Below are 19,805 nucleotides of genomic sequence, written 5' to 3'. Positions count from 1 at the left end.
TGTGCGCGCGTTGTCAGCGGCACCCCCGATGGTGGGGAGCATAGCGAATCGAGGAGGCGGGATGTCCTACGCGATCCAGGCAGAGGGCCTGGTGAAACGCTTCGGCGCGACCACCGCGCTGGACGGCGTCGACCTGGCCGCGCCGACCGGCTCGATCCTCGGGGTGCTGGGGCCGAACGGGGCGGGCAAGACGACGGCGGTGCGCATCCTGGCGACGCTGCTGCGGCCGGACGCGGGCCGGGCCACCGTGGCGGGGCGCGACCTGCAGCGGGAGGCGGTGGCGGTGCGCGGCCGCATCGGGCTGACCGGGCAGTACGCGTCGGTGGACGAGGAGCTGACCGGGGTGGAGAACCTGGTGCTCATCGGCCGGTTGCTGGAGCTGCCGCGGCGGGACGCGCGGGCGCGGGCGGCGGAGCTGCTGGAGCGCTTCGGACTCACCGACGCGGGCGGCCGCGCGATCAAGACCTACTCGGGCGGGATGCGCAGGCGGCTGGACCTGGCTGCCAGCATCGTCGGCAGGCCCGAGGTGCTGTACCTGGACGAGCCGACGACCGGGCTGGACCCGCGCAGCCGCAACCAGGTGTGGGACATGGTCACCGGGCTCACCGACGAGGGCGTCACGGTCCTGCTGACCACCCAGTACCTGGAGGAGGCCGACCAGCTGGCCGACCGGATCAGCGTGATCGACCACGGCCGGGTGGTGGCGGAGGGCCGCGCCGACGAGCTCAAGCGCCGCACCGGCAAGCAGACCCTGCAGGTGCGGCCCAGCGGCGCGGAGGACGTGCCGGAGGTGCGGCGCATCGTCGCCGAGCTCACCGGCGCGCAGCCGGCCACCGCCGACGACGGCGGCCTGATCACCGCGCCGGTGGACGATCCGGTGCTGCTGTCGACCCTGGTCCGCAGGCTCGACGACGCGGGGATCACCGCCGACGAACTCGCCTTGCGGCTGCCCAGCCTGGACGAGGTGTTCCTCGCCCTGACCGGGAAGCCCGCCGCGGAAGAGGGGACCGCAGCATGACCAGCACGATCGAACGCGCCACCGGGACCGAGGCGTCCCCGCACCCGCAGGAGCGCATCGGACCGCTGCGCACCGTGCGGCACGGGCTGACGCTCGCCGGGCGCAGCGTGCTCAAGATCCGCAAGTCGCCGGAGGGGCTGCTGGACGTCACGCTGCAGCCGATCCTGTTCCTGGTGATGTTCGTGTACCTGTTCGGCGGCGCGATCGCCCAGGACACCGGCGCCTACCTGCAGCAGACGCTGCCGGGCGTGATGGCGATGAACATGATCTTCGGCAGCCTCGGCACCGGGATGCAGCTCAACACCGATATCAGCAAGGGCGTCTTCGACCGGTTCCGCAGCCTGCCCATCGCCCGCTCCGCGCCGCTGATCGGGGCGGTGTTCGGCGACGTGGTGCGCTACGTGGTGTCGGTGGCGGTGCTGCTGGCGGTGGCGACCCTGATGGGGTTCCGCATCGAGACCGGGCCGCTGCAGGCGTTCGCCGCGTTCCTGGTCGCGCTGGCGTTCGCGCTCTCGATGTGCTGGATCACGGTGTTCCTCGGGATGCTGATCCGCAGCCAGCAGGCGCTGCCGGGCGTGGCGATGGCGTTCATGTTCCCGCTGACGATGGGCAGCAACGTGTTCGTGCCGACGGAGACGATGCCGGGCTGGTTGCAGGCGTGGGTGCAGGTGAACCCGGTGACGCAGCTGGCGGACACCGCGCGCGGGCTGATGATCGGCGGGCCGGTGGCCGGTCCGCTCACGGCGACCGTGATCTGGATGGTGGTGTTGACCGCGGTGTTCTTCCCGCTGGCGATGTGGGCCTACCGGAAGCGGGTGTGAGTTCGCCGGGCGGGAGGCTCTCGGGGGGTCTCCCGCCCGCGTTCACCCCCGGTCGCGGTCCAGCGCGGAGCGGAGCTCGGCGTGGGCCGCGGCCCTCGGCTGCGCCGCCGCGGCGTCGAAGACCGCCCGGTGCGGTTCTCCGGTGGACGCCAGGCGGTCCCGGGTCCGGCGCACGTCCGGATCGCCTTCGTCGAGGGCGCCGCGCAGCGCGACGGCCAGACCGAGCAGCCGCGCCGTCCCGGCCGGGTCGCCGGCGTGCCACCGCCAGCGCGCCGCGCACTCCGCGACGGCCGCCGCCTCCGGCATGCTCCGGATGCCGACACCGCCGTCGAGGGCCTTCGCGAGCAGCGCCGGAACCTCGTCGAGGCGATCCCGGTCGAGCAGGGCCCCGGCGCGTTGCCGCAGCAGCGCGGGACGCAGCAGCGCACCTTCGTGCTCGTCCACCACGGCGCGCTCCGCCTCGTCCAGGTACCGCTCGGCCGCGTCCGGACCGCCTTCCTGCCGCGCGCATTCGGCGAGACCGGTCAACGCCCACACCGCGAACCACGGCCTGCCGGGCGCCGCGATCTCCCCGGCCCGTTCCAGTTCGGCGCGAGCGCGCGCGAGGTCGCCGGCCCGCACCCGCTCGATCCCGATGCGCACCATGATCGTGACCAGGTCCGCCTCGGAGCGCAGCTGCCGGATCGTCTCCAGCGCCTCCACCATCAGGTCGATCGCGCCCGCGTGATCACCGCGCATCGAGCGGAGGCCGGCGAGGCTGCTGATGCTCTGCGCCCGCCCCCACCGGTCGCCGATCCGGCGGAACGCGTCCGCCGCGGTGCGCAGGTCCTCCTCGGCGGTCCGCGGGTCGCCGCCGTGCTCGGCGCTGACGGCTCGCTCGAACACGGCCGCGGCCCGCACCCACGGGTCGGGGTGCGCCGCGGCGAGCTCGATGACGCGCCGCACCTCGGCAGGTTCGCCGAGGAACAGCCACGCCCCCGCCTCCAGCAGCGCGGAAAGCCGGTAGCGGTCCATCGCCCCGCTCGCCGCGGCCGCGCGGGCAGCGGACCGGACCTGCTCGGCCCAGCCCTCGCCGCTGCCCGCCAGCGCTCGTCCGAGCCGCACGACCGCCCTGGCCTGCGGTGCGGCCGGGCCGGGGAGCTCGGCGACGGCCGTGAACCGGGCGATCACCTCCTCGTTCCACGCGGACACCGACCAGTACCAGGACAGCGCGGCGACCAGCCGCAGCCCGCGGTCGGCGTCGCCCGCGTCGACGGCCCGGTGCAGCGCGGCCAGCAGGTTGTCGTGGTCGGCGTCGAGCCGGTCCATCAGGTCGAGCTGCTCCGCCCCGTACAGTCCGGGTTCGGCTTCTTCGGCGACGGCGAGGAAGTGCGCGAGGTGCGCGTCGCGGGCCCGGTCGGCCTCGCCGTCGTCGAGGCAGCGCTGCCAGCAGTAGGCGCGGACCGTCTCCAGCATCCGGTAGCGGCCGTGCTCGACCACGGTCACCAGGGACTTCTCCACCAGCGAGGACAGCAGGTAGAACACGTCGACGGCGGGCAGTTCCGCATCGGCGCACACCGCGGTCACCGCGTCGGCGCGGACCGCGCCGGTGCACACCGACATCCGGGCCGCGAGCCGCCGCTCCCGCTCGTCGAGCAGGTCCCAGCTCCAGTCGACGACGGCCCGCAGCGTGCGGTGCCGCGGCATCGCCGCCCGGTTCCCGCCGGTGAGCAGCCGGAACCGGTCGTCGAGCCGGTCCGCGATCTGCCGCAGCGGCATCGATCGCAGCCGGGCGGCGGCGAGTTCGATGGCCAGCGGGATGCCGTCCAGCCGCAGGCACACCTCGACGACGTCGGGCGCGGTGTCCGCGGTGAGCGCGAAGCCGGGGCTCGCGGCGGCGGCGCGGTCGGCGAACAGCCGCACGGCGGCCGACGCGGCCGGGTCGGTCCCGTCGGCGGGCAGCGCCAGCGGGCCGACGGGCAGCAGCTCCTCCCCGGGCAGGGCGAGCGGTTCGCGGCTGGTGGCGAGCACCCGCAGGTCGGGGCGACGGCCGAGGAGCTCGTGCGCGAGCCCGGCGGCCGCGTCGATGACGTGCTCGCAGTTGTCGAGGACGAGCAGCGCGGGTTCGGCGCCGAGCGCGTCGGCGAGCCGGGCGGCGCCGGGCGCCTGCGGTGCCTCCAGCAGCCGGGTCTCGCGGATGCCGAGCGCGGCGAGCACGGCGGCGGTGAGGTCGCCACCGTCGCGCACCGGCGCCAGCTCCGCGAACCACACCCGGCGGCCGGTGGTCTCGGCGGCGATCTCGGTGGCCAGCCGGGTCTTGCCCGCGCCGCCCGGGCCGAACAGGGTGACCAGCCGGGAGCGGTCGAGGGCCGCGCCGACCTGCGCGATCTCGTCCTCCCGGCCGACGAAGCTGCTCAGCCGGGCCGGGATGCCCGGGTGCGCCGCGGGCGTCGGCGGTTCGGGTTCGTCGTGCAGCAGCTCGGTGCGCAGCGCGGCCAGCCGCGCCGACGGGTCGGTGCCGAGCTCCTCGGCGAGCCGGGCACGGTGCGCCTCGTAGGCGGCGAGCGCGTCGGCGCGGCGACCGGCGGCGTGCAGGGCGCGCAGCCGCAGCGCGGTGAGCCGTTCCCGCAACGGGTGCCGGGTGCAGAGCCCGTCCAGTTCGGCGATCACGTCCGCGTGCCCGCCGAGCAGCAGCTCGGCGTCGATCCGGTCCTCCACCGCGCCCAGCCGGGCTTCGTCGAGCCGCGCGATGTGGGGTGCCGCGAACGCGGTGTCGGCGAAGTCCACCAGCGGCTCACCGCGCCACAGGGCGAGCGCCTCCCGCAACGCCGCGGCGGCGCCTGCGGCATCCCCGCCGCGGAGCCGGTCCCGGCCTGCCGCCGCGAGCCGGTCGAACCGGTGCACGTCGACGTCCGCCGGTTCGAAGGCGTACCCCGCGGGCGTGGAGCTCAGCCGCAGGTCGCCGCTGCTGCGGCGGGCGCGGGAGACCAGCGATTGCAGCGCGTTCAGCGCCCCGGCCGGTTGCGCGGCGCCCCACAGGTCGGCGATGAGCGTGTCGGCGGGCACCGGGCGTCCCGCGTCGAGCGCGAGCCGGGCGAGCAGGGCGCGGACGCGCCTGCCGCCGACCTCGACGGGTTCCCCGCCGGTCGCGTGCAGCCGGAACGGCCCCAGCATCGCCACTCGCACCCGTCCAGCTTGGCAGCAGGCGGGGCGGCGCAGGTGTGCACCGGTCCTGTGGACAACTCGGTGGATGGTTCGAGCTGCCCACAGCTGATCCACAACCCGGAACAGCCTTGCTGAGCTGCGAGGACACCGTGACGACCGGGCCGCGCGCGCTGCCTCGAACCGCGCCCAGCGCTGCGTTTTCGCAGTTCACGGCCGATTTCGCCGCCACGCCGCGATCGGGGGACGCCGATCGTCGGAGCCCACCGGCCCCGCGAACCCCTCCTCCGCGCACCCGTCCCTGAGTTGTCCACAGGTTCCATCCACAGGGGGCGGAGTTGTCCACAGCCCCGCTCCTCCACTGCCGCTGACGTGCGAGGGGGATCACACCGGACCACCCCCGGCGCACTGGGATCATGAAATAACGGACATACCGCATGACCGTGCCCGGCTCCCCCGTCGGCGCGCCCCGCGATCCCGTGTCCCGGCAGTCCGGCGGCCACGACCCGCCGACCGCCACCGAGACCCCAGCCGACTTCCCCCAGCCGACCTCCGGAGCCTCGATGCACTCGACCGCACTCGCCGCCGCACCCGCCGAGCCGACCGGGTTCACCGGTTGGGTCGTCAGCGTGATGGAGACCCTGGGCGGCCCCGGCGCCGGCCTGATCATCGCGTTGGAGAACGTGTTCCCGCCGATCCCCAGCGAGCTGATCCTGCCGCTGGCCGGGTTCGCCGCCAGCCAGGGCGACATGAACATCGTCTCGGCGGTGCTGTGGACGACGATCGGCTCGATCGTCGGCGCCCTCGTCCTGTACTGGCTGGGCGCCTCGCTCGGGCGGGACCGGATGCGGCGGATCGCCGGACGACTGCCGCTGGTGAAGGTCGCCGACGTCGACCGCACCGAGGCCTGGTTCGCGAAGCACGGGGTGAAGGCCGTGTTCCTCGGCCGGATGATCCCGCTGTTCCGCAGCTTCGTCTCGCTGCCCGCCGGGGTGGAGAAGATGCCGCTGCCGACGTTCGTGCTGTTCACGGCCTTGGGCAGCCTGATCTGGAACACGCTGTTCGTGGTGGCCGGCTACCTGCTCGGCGAGAACTGGTACCTGGTCGAGGAGTACGCGGGGATCGTCTCCAAGGTCGTCGTCGGCGCGGTGGTGGTGGCCCTCGTCCACTTCGTCGTCGCTCGCGTCCGCCGCGAGCGTCGCGAGCGGGACCTGGCCGACGAGATCACCGAGGAACTCCCCCGCCTCGACCCCGGCGAGGCCCCCACCCAGCGGCTCCCGCGCATCCGCTGACCCGGGTGAGTGGCCCATCCACCCAGTCCCGCCGGTCGAATGGGCCACTCCCCTGAACCGGATCGGGTCAGCGAGCGGCGGGCGGGTCAGCGCGCGCCGGGCAGCTCGGCGAGGAACCGGCGCCAGGCCACGTGGCTCACCCCGAGCCGACCACCCGCCCGATCCTTCGAATCCCGCACCCACACCCCGCGATCCGTCAGGCGGACCTCCACGCACATGTTGCTGGTCCCAGAGCTGCGCGTGCTCGTCAACCAGCCGGTGTCGTAGCCCATCGGTGCCAGCCCCTCATCTTCTCGGACAGGAGCTCGGCAGACTCCTCCGGAGACGCCGCCAGCTCTCGGAGCCGCTCCATCGCCCGGAACATCGGTGTCGGGTCCTCTTCATGATCGTAGTAGGTGGCGGGCGCGTGACTACCCTTGAACGCGATCCTCGGCGCCGATGCACCGAAATCCAACGTGATCAATCCTTCGCCCAGCACCGGGTTGTTCGGCACACCGCGCGGAACGACCTGCACGGTGACGTCGGATCGTTCGCCGAGCCGCAGCAGGTGGTCGAGCTGACCGCACAGCACCGACGGGCTGCCGACGACCTGGTCGAGAGAAAAGGGCGGAACGAACTCGTCCTCAGCTGCACCCGCCGCGGCTTCGACATCCTCGCCGAGGCCGTCCGCACCGCCGACGGCATCCTCGCCGCGGCCGACGCCGAGTCCCCGGACATCGAGGACGAAGACGGGTGAACGGACGGTTCGCCGAGCAGGCCGGACGAACCCGTCCGGCCGCCCGAACCCGCCGCGACCGGGGCCGAACGCGAAGCGGCCCCCGCACCGGTGTGGTGCGAGGGCCGCGTTCGGGATCAGGAATCCGGGATCACTCCTCGGAGTTGTCCTCCCGCGAGGACTCCTCCGCGGAACCGCCCGAGGACGCCAGGTCCACCGGCGGCGAGTCCGGGACGGTGGACGGCTTCTGCTCACCGCGGAAGGTGAACACCGCCTCGTCGTCCTTGCCCTCGCCGTCCCAGTTGTCGACGTCCACGATGACGATCTGGCCGGCTTCGATCTCGCCGAACAGGATCTTCTCGGACAGCCGGTCCTCGATGTCGCGCTGGATCGTGCGGCGCAGCGGCCGGGCACCCAGCACCGGGTCGAAGCCGCGCTTGGCGAGCAGCCGCTTCGCCTTCGTCGTCAGCTCCAAGGACATGTCCTTGCCGCGCAGCGCCTTCTCCACCCGGCCCGCGAGGAGGTCGACCATCTCGATGATCTCGTTCTCGGTGAGCTGGTGGAAGACGATGACGTCGTCGATCCGGTTGAGGAACTCCGGACGGAAGTGCTTCTTCATCTCCTCGTGGACCTTGGACTTCATCCGCTCGTAGTTCGAGTCGGCGGAGTTGCCCGCGGAGAACCCGAGGCCGACGGCCTTCGAGATGTCCTGCGTCCCGAGGTTCGAGGTGAAGATCAGCACCGTGTTCTTGAAGTCCACCGTGCGGCCCTGGCCGTCGGTCAGGCGGCCGTCCTCCAACACCTGCAGCAGCGTGTTGTAGATCTCCTGGTGGGCCTTCTCGATCTCGTCGAACAGCACCACGGAGAACGGCTTGCGGCGGACCTTCTCGGTGAGCTGGCCGCCCTCTTCGTAGCCGACGTACCCCGGAGGGGCACCGAACAGCCGCGAAGCGGTGTAGCGGTCGTGGAACTCACCCATGTCGATCTGCACGAGCGCGTCGTCGTCGCCGAACAGGAACTCGGCCAGCGCCTTCGACAGCTCCGTCTTACCGACACCGGACGGACCGGCGAAGATGAACGAGCCCGAGGGGCGCTTCGGGTCCTTCAGCCCGGCACGGGTGCGGCGGATCGCCTGGGACACGGCCTTGACCGCGTCGTCCTGGCCGATGATCCGCTTGTGCAGCTCGTCCTCCATGCGGAGCAGCCGGGTGGTCTCCTCCTCGGTGAGCTTGAAGACGGGGATGCCGGTCCAGTTGGCCAGCACCTCGGCGATCTGCTCGTCGTCGACCTCCGCGACGACGTCCAGGTCACCGGCCTTCCACTGGGTCTCCCGCTCCTCCTTCTGCCCGAGGAGGGTCTTCTCCTCGTCGCGGAGGCGCGCGGCGCGCTCGAAGTCCTGGCCGTCGATGGCCGACTCCTTGTCGCGGCGCACGTCGGCGATCTTCTCGTCGAACTCGCGCAGGTCCGGCGGAGCGGTCATCCGGCGGATGCGCATCCGGGCCCCGGCCTCGTCGATCAGGTCGATCGCCTTGTCCGGCAGGTAGCGGTCGTTGATGTACCGGTCCGCCAGCGTCGAGGCCGCGACCAGCGCGCCGTCGGTGATGGACACCCGGTGGTGCGCCTCGTACCGGTCGCGCAGGCCCTTGAGGATCTCGATGGTGTGTTCCAGCGAGGGCTCGCCGACCTGGATCGGCTGGAAGCGGCGCTCCAGGGCCGGGTCCTTCTCGACGTACTTGCGGTACTCCTCGAGCGTGGTCGCACCGATGGTCTGCAGCTCACCGCGGGCCAGCATCGGCTTGAGGATGCTCGCGGCGTCTATGGCACCTTCGGCCGCTCCCGCTCCGACGAGGGTGTGGATCTCGTCGATGAACAGGATGATGTCGCCGCGGGTCTTGATCTCCTTGAGCACCTTCTTCAGGCGCTCTTCGAAGTCACCGCGGTAGCGGGAACCGGCGACCAGCGAGCCCAGGTCCAGCGTGTAGAGCTGCTTGTCCTTCAGCGTCTCGGGCACCTCGCCCTTGACGACCTTCTGCGCCAGGCCCTCGACGACGGCGGTCTTGCCGACGCCGGCCTCGCCGATGAGCACCGGGTTGTTCTTGGTGCGCCGCGAGAGCACCTGCATGATGCGCTCGATCTCCTTGTCCCGGCCGATGACCGGGTCGAGCTTCGATTCGCGGGCGCTCTGCGTCAGGTTCCGGCCGAACTGGTCCAGGACCAGCGACGACGACGGGGTGCCCTCGCCGCGGCCACCGGCCTCGGCGGGCTCCTTGCCCTGGTACCCGGACAGCAGCTGCAGCACCTGCTGGCGCACCCGGTTCAGGTCCGCGCCGAGCTTGACGAGCACCTGGGCGGCGACGCCCTCGCCCTCGCGGATCAGCCCGAGCAGGATGTGCTCGGTCCCGATGTAGTTGTGGCCGAGCTGCAACGCCTCCCGCAGCGACAGCTCCAGCACCTTCTTGGCCCGTGGGGTGAACGGGATGTGACCGCTCGGGGCCTGCTGGCCTTGGCCGATGATCTCCTCGACCTGCTGCCGCACGCCTTCCAGGGCGATCCCCAGCGACTCCAGCGCCTTAGCGGCGACACCCTCACCCTCGTGGATCAAGCCCAGGAGGATGTGCTCGGTGCCGATGTAGTTGTGGTTGAGCATCCGGGCCTCTTCTTGGGCCAGGACGACCACCCGCCTCGCGCGGTCGGTGAACCTCTCGAACATTCGCACTCCCTGACTGCTGCGCCGGCGGTGTTGTACCGGGACACGGCTCCTGCTCGCCGATGCCCGCGAAGGGTTCAGCACTCTGGGGTCCACTGTAGTAGCCGCACCCCGGCGGAGTCCGGACCCGCTGGCAGCCCGCCGCACCCGTTCGCCGCCTTGCCTGTCGTCCAACGAGCTGCCGACCTGCGACATTCCGCTCTGACCCGAACGAGGGCCGATGTCCGCTGAGCGCGAACAAGGCCCGGCGCAGCGGCACACGCCCACTCGTTCAGGTGGCCACGGTCGATCTAATCTCGCACGGAGGACGCCGCTCTGCCACCGATCGGTACCACCATCGGAGTATCCGTCACCGGATCGGGAATGACCCGGGCGTTCAGGCTGAAGACGTCCGCCAGCAGTTCCTCGGTGAGCACCTCGCCGGGCGCGCCCTGCGCCACGATCGCGCCGTCGCGCATCGCCACCAGCCGGTCCGCGTAGCGGGCCGCCAGGTTCAGGTCGTGCAGCACCATCACCACGGTGCGGCCGCTCTCGTCGTGCAACCGGCCGACCAGGTCCAGCACCTCCACCTGGTGCGCCAGGTCCAGGTACGTCGTCGGCTCGTCCAGCAGCAGCAGGTCGGTGCCCTGCGCCAGCGCCATCGACAGCCAGGCGCGCTGGCGCTGACCGCCGGAGAGCTCGTCCACCGCGCGCTCGGCGAGGTCGCCGATGCCGGTGAGCTCCAGCGCCTCCGCCACCGCCTGCTCGTCGTCCGAGGACCACTGCCGGTACCAGGCCTGGTGCGGGTGCCTGCCGCGCGCGACCAGGTCCGCCACCGTGAGCCCCTCCGGGGCCTGCGGCGACTGCGGCAGCAGGCCGAGCACCCGCGCGACCTCCTTCGTGGGCATCTTGTGGATCTGCTTGCCGTCCAGCAGCACCTGGCCCTGCTGCGGCGCCAGCAACCGGGCCAGCGCCCGCAGCACCGTCGACTTGCCGCAGCCGTTCGGGCCGATCACGGCCGTGATGGTGCCGTCCGGCACGTCGATGTCGAGGCCGTCCACGACGACGCGGTCGCCGTAGGCCAGCCGCAACCGCTCGCCCCGGAGCCGCTGCCGCTGCCCGGCACCGGCCGCTTCCTGGCTGGGTGTGGACACGGGTGAGGTCATGCGCGGTCCTCCCGGTACCGACGGATGAGCAAGTAGATCAGGTACGGCGCGCCCAAGATCGCGGTGACGATGCCCACCGGCATCTCCGCCGCGCCGAACGCCGTCCTGGACAGCAGGTCGGCCGCCACCACCAGGGCGCCGCCGTACACCAGCGAGGCCACCAGCGGTGGTCGCGCCGACCGGGACAGCCGCAGCGCGATCTGCGGCGCGGCCAGCGCCACGAACTGCACCGGGCCCGCCGCCGCGGTCGCGATGGAGGCCAGCACCACGGCGGCGAGCAGCAGCAGGCCGCGCGCGAGGTCCATCCGCACCCCGAGCCCGCGCACCGTGTCGTCGTCGAACTGCAGGGCGCCGAGCGCGTGCGCGCCCAGCAGGGTCAGCGGCAGCAGCACGGCCAGCGCGATCGCCGTCGGCACCACGTGGTCCCAGCCGCGGGCGTTGAGGCTGCCCGTCAGCCACACCATCGCCCGCCCGGCGTCGTTCACGTCGCCCACCGTGAGCAGCCAGTAGATGGCGTTCCCGGCCAGCGCGGTGACGCCCACGCCGACCAGCACGATCCGGTACGAGTCCACGCCGCCGCGGTACGCCAGCCCGTAGATCGCGAGCCCGGCCACCAGCCCCCCGGCGAGCGCGATCATCGGCAGCCCCACCGCCTCGGCGAGCCCGCCCAGCGCACCCGCGGTGCCGCCGAACACGATCACCGCGACCGCGGCCGCCCCGGCACCGGAGGTGATGCCGAGCATGTCCGGGCTGGCCAGCGGGTTGCGCGCCACCGCCTGGGTGATCGCGCCGGACAGGCCGAGCGCCGCGCCCACCAGCACCGCGGTCAGCGCCCGCGGCATCCGCAGCCCGAACACCACGTAGTGGTCGGCGTAGTCGCCGCCGCCGAACAGCGTGACCAGCACCTGCCCGGGGCTCAGCTGGTACTCGCCGAGCCCGATGTCCAGCAGCACGCAGCCCAGCAGCAGCACCAGCCCGGCGAGCAGCACCAGCAGCGGCCGCGGCCGCAGCACCCCGGAGACCGGCCCCACCCGCAGCGGCCGGCGCCCGGTCACCCGGCGTTCGGGGGCGTCCAGAACCTGAGTCACAGCCGCACCAGCTTCCTGCGCCGCACCAACGCGATGAAGAACGGAGCGCCGACCATCGCCAGCATCACCCCGACCTGGACTTCGGCGGGCCGCGCGACGAGGCGACCCGCGATGTCGGCGAGCAGCACCAGCGAGGACCCCATCAGCGCCGCGAACGGCAGCAGCCAGCGGTGGTCGGCGCCGGTGAAGAACCGCGCGATGTGCGGCACCACCAGGCCCACGAAGCTGATCGGCCCGCACACCGCGGCCGAGGCGCCCACCAGCACCGCGATCGCCAGCACGCCGAGCCTGCGGGTCACCGCGACCCGGTGCCCGAGGCCGCGGGCCACGTCGTCGCCCAGCGACAGCGCGTTCAGCCCGGTCGCGTTCGCCAGCCCCAGCACGAGCCCGGCGACCAGGAACGGCAGCACCTGCCAGATGACGGCCGGGTCGGTGACCGCGATCGAACCGACCTTCCAGAACCGGTAGGTGTCCAGGCTCTGCTGGTCGCTGAGCACCAGCGCCGAGGTGAGCGCCTGCAGCAGCGCGCTGATCGCCATGCCCGCGAGCGCCAGCGTCACCGGAGTGGCGCCCGCGCGGCCCATCGAACCGATCGCGAACACCGCCAGCGCGCCCAGCAGGGCGCCGCCGAAGCCGAACCAGATGTAGCCGAACAGGCTGCTGATGCCGAACGCGTACACCGCCAGGACCACGGCGAGCGCCGCGCCCTGGGTGATGCCGAGGATGCCGGGGTCGGCGATGGGGTTGCGGGTGTGGCCCTGCATCAGCGCACCCGCGAGCCCGAGCGCGGCGCCGACGAGCACGCCGACGACGGTGCGCGGCAGCCGCAGCTCCCAGATGATCAGCGCGTTCTCCGAGCCCGCGGGCGCGACCAGTTCGGTCCACACCTCGCCGAGCGGGATGGACTTGGCGCCGACCGCGATGCTCAGCGCGCAGCTGACCACGAGCACGCCGAGCAGCACGCCCAGGCCGAGCAGCCTGCGTCTGCGGCGCGCGCCGAGCCGGGCGGCCGGTGCTTCCGGCGCCTCGCGCTCGGTGCCGGGTGGGCTCCCGACGGTTCCGCTGCGGCTCAAGGTCCCACTCCCACGTCGTCCGGTTCCGCCACTCGGCCAAGTTAGGTTAGGCCGACCTAAGGCTAGCCGACGGGTCCGGGCGGGCGGACGGTTTCTCCCACGCCCGCCGCCGCACTCCGCGTCACGCCGCGATCACTCGCGCGGGACCAGCAGGACCGGAACCGGCCAACCGGAACCTCCGGTGGGGAAACCGATTTCCCGGGTTCCGCATCGATTCGGGTACTCGATCTCCAAGGGTTTTCCCTCGCCTGCGCGGATCGGCCGAGTCCGGCCCCGGCAATCTTGCGGCGGACGCGGGCTCGCGAAGGATGAAATCCCGGCGATAGCGCCGAACGGGATCACGCTCGTGAATCCGGTTCACGAACACCGGCGCCGCCGATTTCACCGCGTGGACGGCGGGATACCCCGGACGGCGGGCGGACGTTCGCGGAATCCGCGCGGAACGACCGCACCCGGACGCGGAAGGACGGAAAAACGGCGGCCGAACGTGCGGAACATCAGCCCCGCCCGCCGCGGGCACCGGCGCGCACAAACGATCTGGGCCACCGGCCAGAACGATCCGGCTCGACAAACCGGACACCACGACAAACGGGCCGCGACCGCCTTCAGCGGTGAGATTCCGATCCAGGAACGATCCGCCCGCGGCCGCGGCGGCTCATCAGCATTCCTGCCGCGAACGAACATCGGATCGGCTGCGGCCACCGGGAAGAATCCGGATCCGGCATCCGGTGGAGGCGTTCGAACCCGGATCGGATGCGGCGGATCAGGTGACGGGGAACCTGATGACCGGTTCCGCGACCGCGCCGGGGCGCGGCGCCACCGGAGTTCCGGCGGCGCGGCGCGGCGGGACGGCCGCCGCGAACGCGCAGGGGGCGCCGGGAATCCCCGGCGCCCCCGTCCGCGTCCGCACGGCTTCAGTTCGCCTTGTGGTACTGGTCCACGATGTCCGCCGGGATCCGGCCGCGGTCCGAGACCTTGAGGCCGCGCTTGCGGGCCCATTCCCGGATGGCCTGGTTCTGCTCCCGATCCGCGCTGGTGGAACCGCCCGCGGCACGGCCGGCCGCAGCGGGGCGCGGGCCGGGCTTCTTCCGCCCGCCCGCGCGACGTGCGCTGGAGACGTAGCCGGACAGCGCGTCGCGCAGCTCGCTCGCATTGTCGTTGGAAAGGTCGATCTGGTACGAGACGCCGTCCAGCGCGAACTCGACCGTTTCATCGGCCTGGCCGCCGTCGAGATCGTCGACGAGCGTGACCGTAACCTTCTGCGCCATGGTGGCAGTCCTCCCCGGAGCTTTCTGTGAATAACGCCGATGACGGCATGACCACCGCCGAGAGCTCTCCGCCGAGAGCGCCCCGAATCCGCAGCTCGACCCGGGCCATACCGGACTGCCCCAACTGAACCGCCCGGCAGAGCCGCGCAATCCGAACGCCCCACCGGACTCTCCGGCCGACCTTGCAGTGAGCCCTTCGGCTTCCGCCGGTTTCGTCGGCCGGAGCACGGGAGGGCAAGCCGCCCGGGACCGGCCTGATGGAGTTCGACAGGAGTTTTGGACAGCTGACCAAGAATAGCCGTCATCGAAGCCTTCACCGAACATTGTCACGGTCAGGTTAGCGCAGCCACTCCACAAACGCACTCACCCCGCCGAGGAAAAACCCCGGTGTCCCCCGGATCGGGTCATTCCGGGCCTCCACCGGAAGCGGATCGAGCGACCGATACCGCTTCCGCCGCACTACATCAACGATGTCGCCAGGCCATTCCCGCACTTCGCGTCCGCGTCATTCCGCACTCATCGGCAAGCAGAAAGTGCGCACTCACCGGCCGGGACCTCGGCCGCCGCGCACTCCTCGCGCTGCACATCGCGCCCTTCCGGCAAGTGGCCAAGAAGTATCGGACCGACCGGCAGTAGTCGTGAGCGGTTAACGACCGTCCGCATCCGGAATCGGCTTTCCGCCGCGGACCGCCCGCAGCGGGAAAAGAACACCCGGATCAGCGGAAGTTGCGGTCGTAGACCAGCCGCAGGCCCAGCAACGTCAGGTCCGGCACGTGGTCGGTGATCGTCTGCGATTCGGCGACCACCAGCGGCGCCAGCCCGCCCGTGGCCAGCACCGCCGCGGTCCCGCCGTGGGTCGATTCCAGTTCGGCCACGATCCGCCGCACCAGGCCGTCCACCTGGCCGGCGAAACCGAACAGGATGCCGGATTGCAGGCATTCCACCGTGTTCTTGCCGATCACCGACCGCGGCCGGGTCAGCTCGACCTTGCGCAGCTGCGCGGCCCGCGAGGCGAGCGCGTCCAGCGAGATCTCCACGCCCGGCGCGAACGCCCCGCCGAGGAACTCGCCCTTCGACGAGATGACGTCGACGTTCGTGGACGTGCCGAAATCGACCACCACGCAGTTCGTCGCGTGCAGGTGGTGCGCGGCGAGGGTGTTGATCACCCGGTCCGCGCCGACCTCCTTCGGGTTGTCGACCAGCAGCGGGACCCCGGTGCGCACGCCCGGCTCCACCACGATCCGCGGCACCCCGTCCCAGTAGCGGTCGAGCATCACCCGCAGCTCGCGCAGCAGCGCGGGAACGGTGGACAGCGCGGAGATGCCGGTGATCCGCTCGGCGTGCTCACCGAGGAGACCGCGCACGGTCAGCGCCATCTCGTCGGCCGTCATCCGCGGCTCGGTGCGCATCCGCCAGTCCCGCACCAGGCCGCCGCGGGGTTCCTCGGACCCGGTGTCGTACAGGCCGAGGGTGATGTTGGTGTTACCGACGTCCAGCGCGAGCAGCACCGGCGTACCTCCCGGGGTCGGAGCGGGGTCAGGCCTCGGGGGCCGCGAGCAGTGCGTCCAGCTTCGCGGCGTCGTCCGTCTCGGCCGGTGCGGCACCGCTGACCAGGCCGGACCCGGCGGGAGCCGCGGCCGGGTCGGTGCCGTGCTCCAGCACCGCGTTGTCGGCATCCACGAAGATCACCTTCGGCCGGTAGGAGCGGGCCTCCACCTCGTCCATCACCCCGTAGGCGATGAGGATCACCAGATCACCGGGCTGCACCAGGTGCGCGGCGGCCCCGTTGATGCCGATCACGCCGGAGCCGCGCTCGCCGGTGATCACGTAGGTCTCGAGCCGGGCGCCGTTGGTGACGTCGACGATCGCGACCTGCTCGCCCTCCAGCAGGTCGGCGGCGTCCATCAGGTCGGCGTCCACCGTCACCGAGCCGACGTAGTGCAGGTCGGCCTGGGTCACCGTGGCGCGGTGGATCTTGGACTTGAGCATGGTGCGGAACATCGCGAACTACTCCCCTCACCGCCCGCGGCGGTCGGAAGATCGTGGGCCGGGCTGCTACTCCACCGGGCCGAGCTGGACGAGCGCGTTGTCGAGGAGCCGGGTGCCGCCGACCTGGGCCGCCACCAGCAGCCGCGCCTCGCCGGTGGCGGGCGCCGGGCCGAGGTCGGTGTCCCGCAGCTCCAGGTAGTCGGTCGCCACCAGCGGTTCGGAGTCCAGCGCGGCGCGCGCCGCCGCCAGCACCGCCGCCGCGCCGGAGCGGCCCGCGTGCACCCCGGCCGCCATCGCCGCGGACAGCGCGAGCGCCGCGCGCCGCTGGTCCGCGTCGAGGTAGGCGTTGCGGGACGACAGCGCGAGCCCGTCGGCCTGGCGCACGATCGGCACGCCCTGGATCCTGGTGTCGAAGTTCAGGTCCCGCGCCATCCGGCGCACCAGCACCAGCTGCTGGTAGTCCTTCTCCCCGAACAGCGCCAGGTCCGGGCGCACGATGCCGATCAGCTTCGCGACGACGGTGAGCATCCCGTCGAAGTGCCCCGGCCTGCTCGCGCCCTCCAGCTGCTCGCCGAGCGAGCCCGCGGTGAGGCCGATCTGCCGGTCCGCGGCGTACATGTCCGCGGGTTCGGGGGCGAGCACCAGCTCGACGCCTTCGGCGCGGCACGCCTCCAGGTCCGCCTCGAAGGTGCGGGGGTAGCGGTCCAGGTCCTCGCCCGCGCCGAACTGCAGCGGGTTCACGAAGATCGACACCACCGTGACCGCGGCGGGCACCTTGCGGGCAGCGCGGATCAGCTCCAGGTGCCCTTCGTGCAGCGCGCCCATCGTCGGCACCAGCGTGATCGGGCGGCCGGTCGCGCGCAGCGCGCGCGTCACCTTCGCCAGCTCCGCCGGACGCCGGTGCACGGTGAGTTCCCGCGCGGTGTAACCGGGGCCCGCGCCCACCCCGTCGGCCGTGGTCATCGCTGCTCCTCGTCGAGTACTTCGTGCACTTCGGTGGCGGACCGGGCGTCGAGCAGACCGGCCTGCTCGGCGCGGTCGGCGGTCCGCCGCGCCATCGCCGCGTAGCCGGCGACCATCTCCGGCGCCGATTCCCGCAGCGAACCGAGGTGCGCGCGGACCGTGCCCACATCACCCCGGGACACCGGTCCGGTGAGGCCGCGGTCGCCGAAGCGCAGCGCGTTGTCCAGCGAGGCGGACAGCACCGGGGCCATCACCCGGTCCGGGATCTCGATCCCGGCGCTGCGCAGCAGGTCCGCGCACTCGTTGACCAGGGTGATCAGGTGGTTCGCACCGTGCGAGAGCGCCGCGTGGTAGATCCGGCGGGCGTGCTCGGGGACGCGGACCGGTTCGGCGCCGAGCTCCAGCGCGAGCACCTCGCCGACGTTCCACGCCGCCTCGTCGTCCGGGGCGGTCACCGCGGCGCAGGCCGTCGCCAGCCGCTCCACGTCCTCGGCCCGGCCGGTGAAGGTCATCGCGGGGTGCAGCGCCAAGGTCAGCACGCCCAGCTCGGCGGCGGGTTCCAGCGGGGCCACGCCGTGGGCGCCGCAGGTGTGCAGCAGGATCTGCCCGGCGCGCAGCGAACCGGTGGCGACCAGGCCGCGCACCAGGCCGGGCAGCACGTCGTCGGGAACCGCGAGCACCACCAGATCGGCGGCGTCGGCGACCTCGTCGGGCGGGCGCACCGGCACCGCGGGCAGCAGCTCCTCGGCTCGGCGCAGCGAGGCGTCCGACACCGCGGACACCGCCACCACCTCGTGCCCGGCGCGCGCGAGCGCCGCCCCGAGCACCGCACCCACCCGGCCCGCGGACACCACTCCGACCCGGAGCCGGGGTCCCGCGCCTCGACCTGGCGGACGTCCGGCAGACATCGACACGTCGTCCTCCCAACCGTTCCAGTCCCGCAGCGGGTACCGGACAGCAGCGCGAGAGTAGCCCGCCGCGGGGCGTCCGCGTCGCGGCGGGTGGCGAGGACCACCCGGTCCGCGCGGACGTCCGGATCAGCCGCGCGGCGGGTGTCCGCCGTGCTCGCCGGGGCGCGGCGGGGCCTGCCTCGGCGGGCCGGCCTGCGGGTTCGGCGGCCTCCCCGGCGGGCCCTGCGGGGGCCTGCCGCCCGGCTGCTGCCTGGCCTGCTGCGGCGGGGTCGGCTGCGGTGGGGCGGGGCGCCGCTGCTCACCGGCGAGGTCCGGCCGGGAGCGGGTGGCGCGGTCCGGCTGCGGTGCCGCCGGTTCGACCGGGCGCTGCGGGCGGGCACCCGGGCGGCGCACGCTCTGCGTCAGCTCGTGGATCTTCACCCGCGCCGTCTGGAACGCGTCCTGCGAACCGACCGCGGACCGGCGCGCAGCCTTCAACTCCTCGATCAGCTTCTCCCGGCGCGCGCGGCGGACGGCGCTGGTGGTGCGGCCTTCCGCGGCCCGGTGCTGCAGGAACGCCAGCTCGGTCACCGCGATCTGGTAGTCCCGCACGGCCTTCGCCGGTTCCGCGCCCGCGCTCTGCCGGACCTTGCGCTGCCAGCCGCGGCGGCCCGCCAGCGAGGCCAGCATCTCCACCTCGCTGCGCGGGATCAGCCCGGCGCGCTGCAGCACCGGCAACTGGTCGGCGACGATCCGCTGCTCCCGCTTGCGCTGCCACACCACCAGCCAGCCGGTGCCCGCGAAGATCGGCAGCATGATCAGGAAGTACACGTTGAGGAAACCGGTGCCGCCGAGCAGCGTCGACGCGTTCCACGCCGCGTGCAGCAGCACCGCCACCAAGAACCCGGCGGCGGGCCACAGCACCCGCTTCGTCGTGTCCGTGGTCCGCGAGGCCAGCCCGATGCCGATGCCGACCATCGAGGTGAACAGCGGGTGCGAGAACGGCGCCAAGACCCCGCGCAGGATGAACACGGCGATCACCCCACCGGCCGCATTGCCCCAGCCGCCCTCGGAGAAGGCCTTGCCGAAGTACAGGATGTTCTCGGTGAACGCGAACCCGGCCGCGGTCAGCCCCGCGTAGACGATGCCGTCGACGAGCCCGTTGAACTCGGAGCGCCGCCAGAACCACAGCGACACCACGAACAGCGCCTTCGCGCCCTCCTCGACCAGCGGCGCCATCAGCGCCCGCTCGAAGAACAGGTGCTCGCTCGGCCCGAACAGCAGCTCGCCCAGCCCGACCACCGAACCGTTGAGCAGCAGCGCGCAGCCCGTCGCTCCCCCGGCGCCCCACAGGAACGCGCCGAGCATCAGGATCGGCGGCTCCGGTTCCCACCGGTCGATCCACACGATCGCGGCGAACACCACGCCGACCGGGATCAGCGCCGCCAGCGCGCCCACCAACGCGGGCAGCACCCCGACCCTGGAGGTGGCGACACCCACCATGACCAGGCCGATGATGCCGAGCAGCAGCAGCCCGGCCACCGGCCAGCCGACCGCGGAATGCTTGCGGGTCTGCAACCTGCGCGCGCCGGAGAGGTCGGGCGCAGGACCGGGGAGATCAGGTGTGGACACGTCCGAAACCCTAGAACGCGGCCGCGGGGGGCCACACCGCCTGGGGGCGAATCCCGCGCTCCT

Annotated in this window: 17 protein-coding genes; 4 read left to right on the top strand and 13 right to left on the bottom strand. The window is 72.6% G+C overall.

The genetic code is table 11. The features are described from left to right. Positions 1-61: 61 nt before the first annotated feature. On the top strand, positions 62-1,018 hold the full coding sequence (locus tag AC29IT_RS11470; protein WP_358434965.1) for an ATP-binding cassette domain-containing protein: 957 nt from the start codon (positions 62-64) through the stop codon (positions 1,016-1,018). Beyond that, on the top strand, positions 1,015-1,839 hold the full coding sequence (locus AC29IT_RS11465) for an ABC transporter permease (RefSeq protein ID WP_358434963.1): 825 nt from the start codon (positions 1,015-1,017) through the stop codon (positions 1,837-1,839). The genes AC29IT_RS11470 and AC29IT_RS11465 overlap by 4 nt, the downstream gene beginning before the upstream one ends. Before the next feature lie 42 nt (positions 1,840-1,881). Here AC29IT_RS11465 and AC29IT_RS11460 read toward each other — a convergent pair whose 3' ends face one another. Then, positions 1,882-5,004 carry an ATP-binding protein gene (locus tag AC29IT_RS11460; RefSeq protein WP_488218687.1) on the bottom strand — a complete coding sequence of 1,041 codons (3,123 nt, stop codon included), beginning with the start codon at positions 5,002-5,004 and terminating at the stop codon, positions 1,882-1,884. Positions 5,005-5,543: 539 nt separating this feature from the next. Here AC29IT_RS11460 and AC29IT_RS11455 point away from each other — a divergent pair. Next, positions 5,544-6,272: a DedA family protein gene (locus tag AC29IT_RS11455; RefSeq protein ID WP_488218878.1), complete on the top strand. Its 729-nt coding sequence runs from the start codon at positions 5,544-5,546 to the stop codon at positions 6,270-6,272. An 86-nt stretch (positions 6,273-6,358) separates the two neighbouring features. Here AC29IT_RS11455 and AC29IT_RS11450 read toward each other — a convergent pair whose 3' ends face one another. Both AC29IT_RS11450 and AC29IT_RS11445 read right to left on the bottom strand, forming a co-directional pair. Next, complete coding sequence (locus AC29IT_RS11450) at positions 6,359-6,544, bottom strand: DUF397 domain-containing protein (RefSeq protein WP_358434955.1); 186 nt, start codon at positions 6,542-6,544, stop codon at positions 6,359-6,361. Continuing rightward, entirely contained in the window at positions 6,520-6,843 is a 324-nt protein-coding gene (locus AC29IT_RS11445) for a Scr1 family TA system antitoxin-like transcriptional regulator (RefSeq protein ID WP_358434953.1), read from the bottom strand. The genes AC29IT_RS11450 and AC29IT_RS11445 overlap by 25 nt, the downstream gene beginning before the upstream one ends. Here AC29IT_RS11445 and AC29IT_RS11440 point away from each other — a divergent pair. Continuing rightward, entirely contained in the window at positions 6,820-7,008 is a 189-nt protein-coding gene (locus tag AC29IT_RS11440) for a hypothetical protein (RefSeq protein WP_488218686.1), read from the top strand. The two genes, AC29IT_RS11445 and AC29IT_RS11440, sit on opposite strands and share 24 nt — an antisense overlap. Before the next feature lie 130 nt (positions 7,009-7,138). Here the strand turns inward: AC29IT_RS11440 and AC29IT_RS11435 are convergent, their stop codons facing one another. The 10 genes from AC29IT_RS11435 to AC29IT_RS11390 all read right to left on the bottom strand — a co-directional run bounded on the left by AC29IT_RS11435 (position 7,139) and on the right by AC29IT_RS11390 (position 19,742). Beyond that, positions 7,139-9,697, bottom strand: coding sequence for an ATP-dependent Clp protease ATP-binding subunit (locus AC29IT_RS11435; RefSeq protein ID WP_358434949.1), 2,559 nt, complete (start codon positions 9,695-9,697; stop codon positions 7,139-7,141). 287 nt (positions 9,698-9,984) lie between these two features. After that, positions 9,985-10,839: an ABC transporter ATP-binding protein gene (locus tag AC29IT_RS11430; protein WP_358434947.1), complete on the bottom strand. Its 855-nt coding sequence runs from the start codon at positions 10,837-10,839 to the stop codon at positions 9,985-9,987. Next, positions 10,836-11,927, bottom strand: a complete 1,092-nt coding sequence (locus AC29IT_RS11425) for a FecCD family ABC transporter permease (RefSeq protein WP_488218685.1) — start codon at positions 11,925-11,927, stop codon at positions 10,836-10,838. Before AC29IT_RS11425 ends, AC29IT_RS11430 begins: the two co-directional genes overlap by 4 nt. Continuing rightward, complete coding sequence (locus AC29IT_RS11420; protein WP_488218684.1) at positions 11,924-13,000, bottom strand: FecCD family ABC transporter permease; 1,077 nt, start codon at positions 12,998-13,000, stop codon at positions 11,924-11,926. Before AC29IT_RS11420 ends, AC29IT_RS11425 begins: the two co-directional genes overlap by 4 nt. A 914-nt stretch (positions 13,001-13,914) precedes the next feature. Then, positions 13,915-14,268, bottom strand: coding sequence for a histone-like nucleoid-structuring protein Lsr2 (locus AC29IT_RS11415; protein WP_184483511.1), 354 nt, complete (start codon positions 14,266-14,268; stop codon positions 13,915-13,917). 716 nt (positions 14,269-14,984) lie between these two features. Beyond that, positions 14,985-15,776 carry a type III pantothenate kinase gene (locus AC29IT_RS11410; RefSeq protein WP_358434942.1) on the bottom strand — a complete coding sequence of 264 codons (792 nt, stop codon included), beginning with the start codon at positions 15,774-15,776 and terminating at the stop codon, positions 14,985-14,987. Positions 15,777-15,804: 28 nt separating this feature from the next. After that, positions 15,805-16,269: an aspartate 1-decarboxylase gene (gene panD, locus AC29IT_RS11405; protein ID WP_358434940.1), complete on the bottom strand. Its 465-nt coding sequence runs from the start codon at positions 16,267-16,269 to the stop codon at positions 15,805-15,807. 54 nt (positions 16,270-16,323) lie between these two features. Further along, entirely contained in the window at positions 16,324-17,220 is an 897-nt protein-coding gene (gene panC, locus AC29IT_RS11400) for a pantoate--beta-alanine ligase (protein ID WP_358434938.1), read from the bottom strand. Continuing rightward, positions 17,217-18,128, bottom strand: coding sequence for a Rossmann-like and DUF2520 domain-containing protein (locus AC29IT_RS11395; protein ID WP_358434935.1), 912 nt, complete (start codon positions 18,126-18,128; stop codon positions 17,217-17,219). Before AC29IT_RS11395 ends, panC begins: the two co-directional genes overlap by 4 nt. Positions 18,129-18,257: 129 nt before the next feature. After that, positions 18,258-19,742 (bottom strand): PrsW family intramembrane metalloprotease, encoded by a 1,485-nt coding sequence (locus AC29IT_RS11390; protein ID WP_488218683.1) that lies wholly within the window; start codon positions 19,740-19,742, stop codon positions 18,258-18,260. Positions 19,743-19,805 lie beyond the last annotated feature (63 nt).

The sequence above is a fragment of the Saccharopolyspora sp. MMCC62 genome, assembly GCF_057736575.1.
Note: the sequence above shows the minus strand (reverse complement) of the source record. Positions and strands in the feature narration are given on the sequence as shown.

Excerpts from the sequence above, each read along its gene's own strand:
- AC29IT_RS11470 (WP_358434965.1), top strand. The coding sequence starts at position 62 with ATGTCCTACGCGATCCAGGCAGAGGGCCTGGTGAAACGCTTCGGCGCG.
- AC29IT_RS11465 (WP_358434963.1), top strand. The coding sequence starts at position 1,015 with ATGACCAGCACGATCGAACGCGCCACCGGGACCGAGGCGTCCCCGCAC.
- AC29IT_RS11455 (WP_488218878.1), top strand. The coding sequence starts at position 5,544 with ATGCACTCGACCGCACTCGCCGCCGCACCCGCCGAGCCGACCGGGTTC.
- AC29IT_RS11450 (WP_358434955.1), bottom strand. The coding sequence starts at position 6,544 with ATGGGCTACGACACCGGCTGGTTGACGAGCACGCGCAGCTCTGGGACC.
- AC29IT_RS11435 (WP_358434949.1), bottom strand. The coding sequence starts at position 9,697 with ATGTTCGAGAGGTTCACCGACCGCGCGAGGCGGGTGGTCGTCCTGGCC.
- AC29IT_RS11430 (WP_358434947.1), bottom strand. The coding sequence starts at position 10,839 with ATGACCTCACCCGTGTCCACACCCAGCCAGGAAGCGGCCGGTGCCGGG.
- AC29IT_RS11415 (WP_184483511.1), bottom strand. The coding sequence starts at position 14,268 with ATGGCGCAGAAGGTTACGGTCACGCTCGTCGACGATCTCGACGGCGGC.
- panD (WP_358434940.1), bottom strand. The coding sequence starts at position 16,269 with ATGTTCCGCACCATGCTCAAGTCCAAGATCCACCGCGCCACGGTGACC.
- panC (WP_358434938.1), bottom strand. The coding sequence starts at position 17,220 with ATGACCACGGCCGACGGGGTGGGCGCGGGCCCCGGTTACACCGCGCGG.
- AC29IT_RS11395 (WP_358434935.1), bottom strand. The coding sequence starts at position 18,128 with ATGTCTGCCGGACGTCCGCCAGGTCGAGGCGCGGGACCCCGGCTCCGG.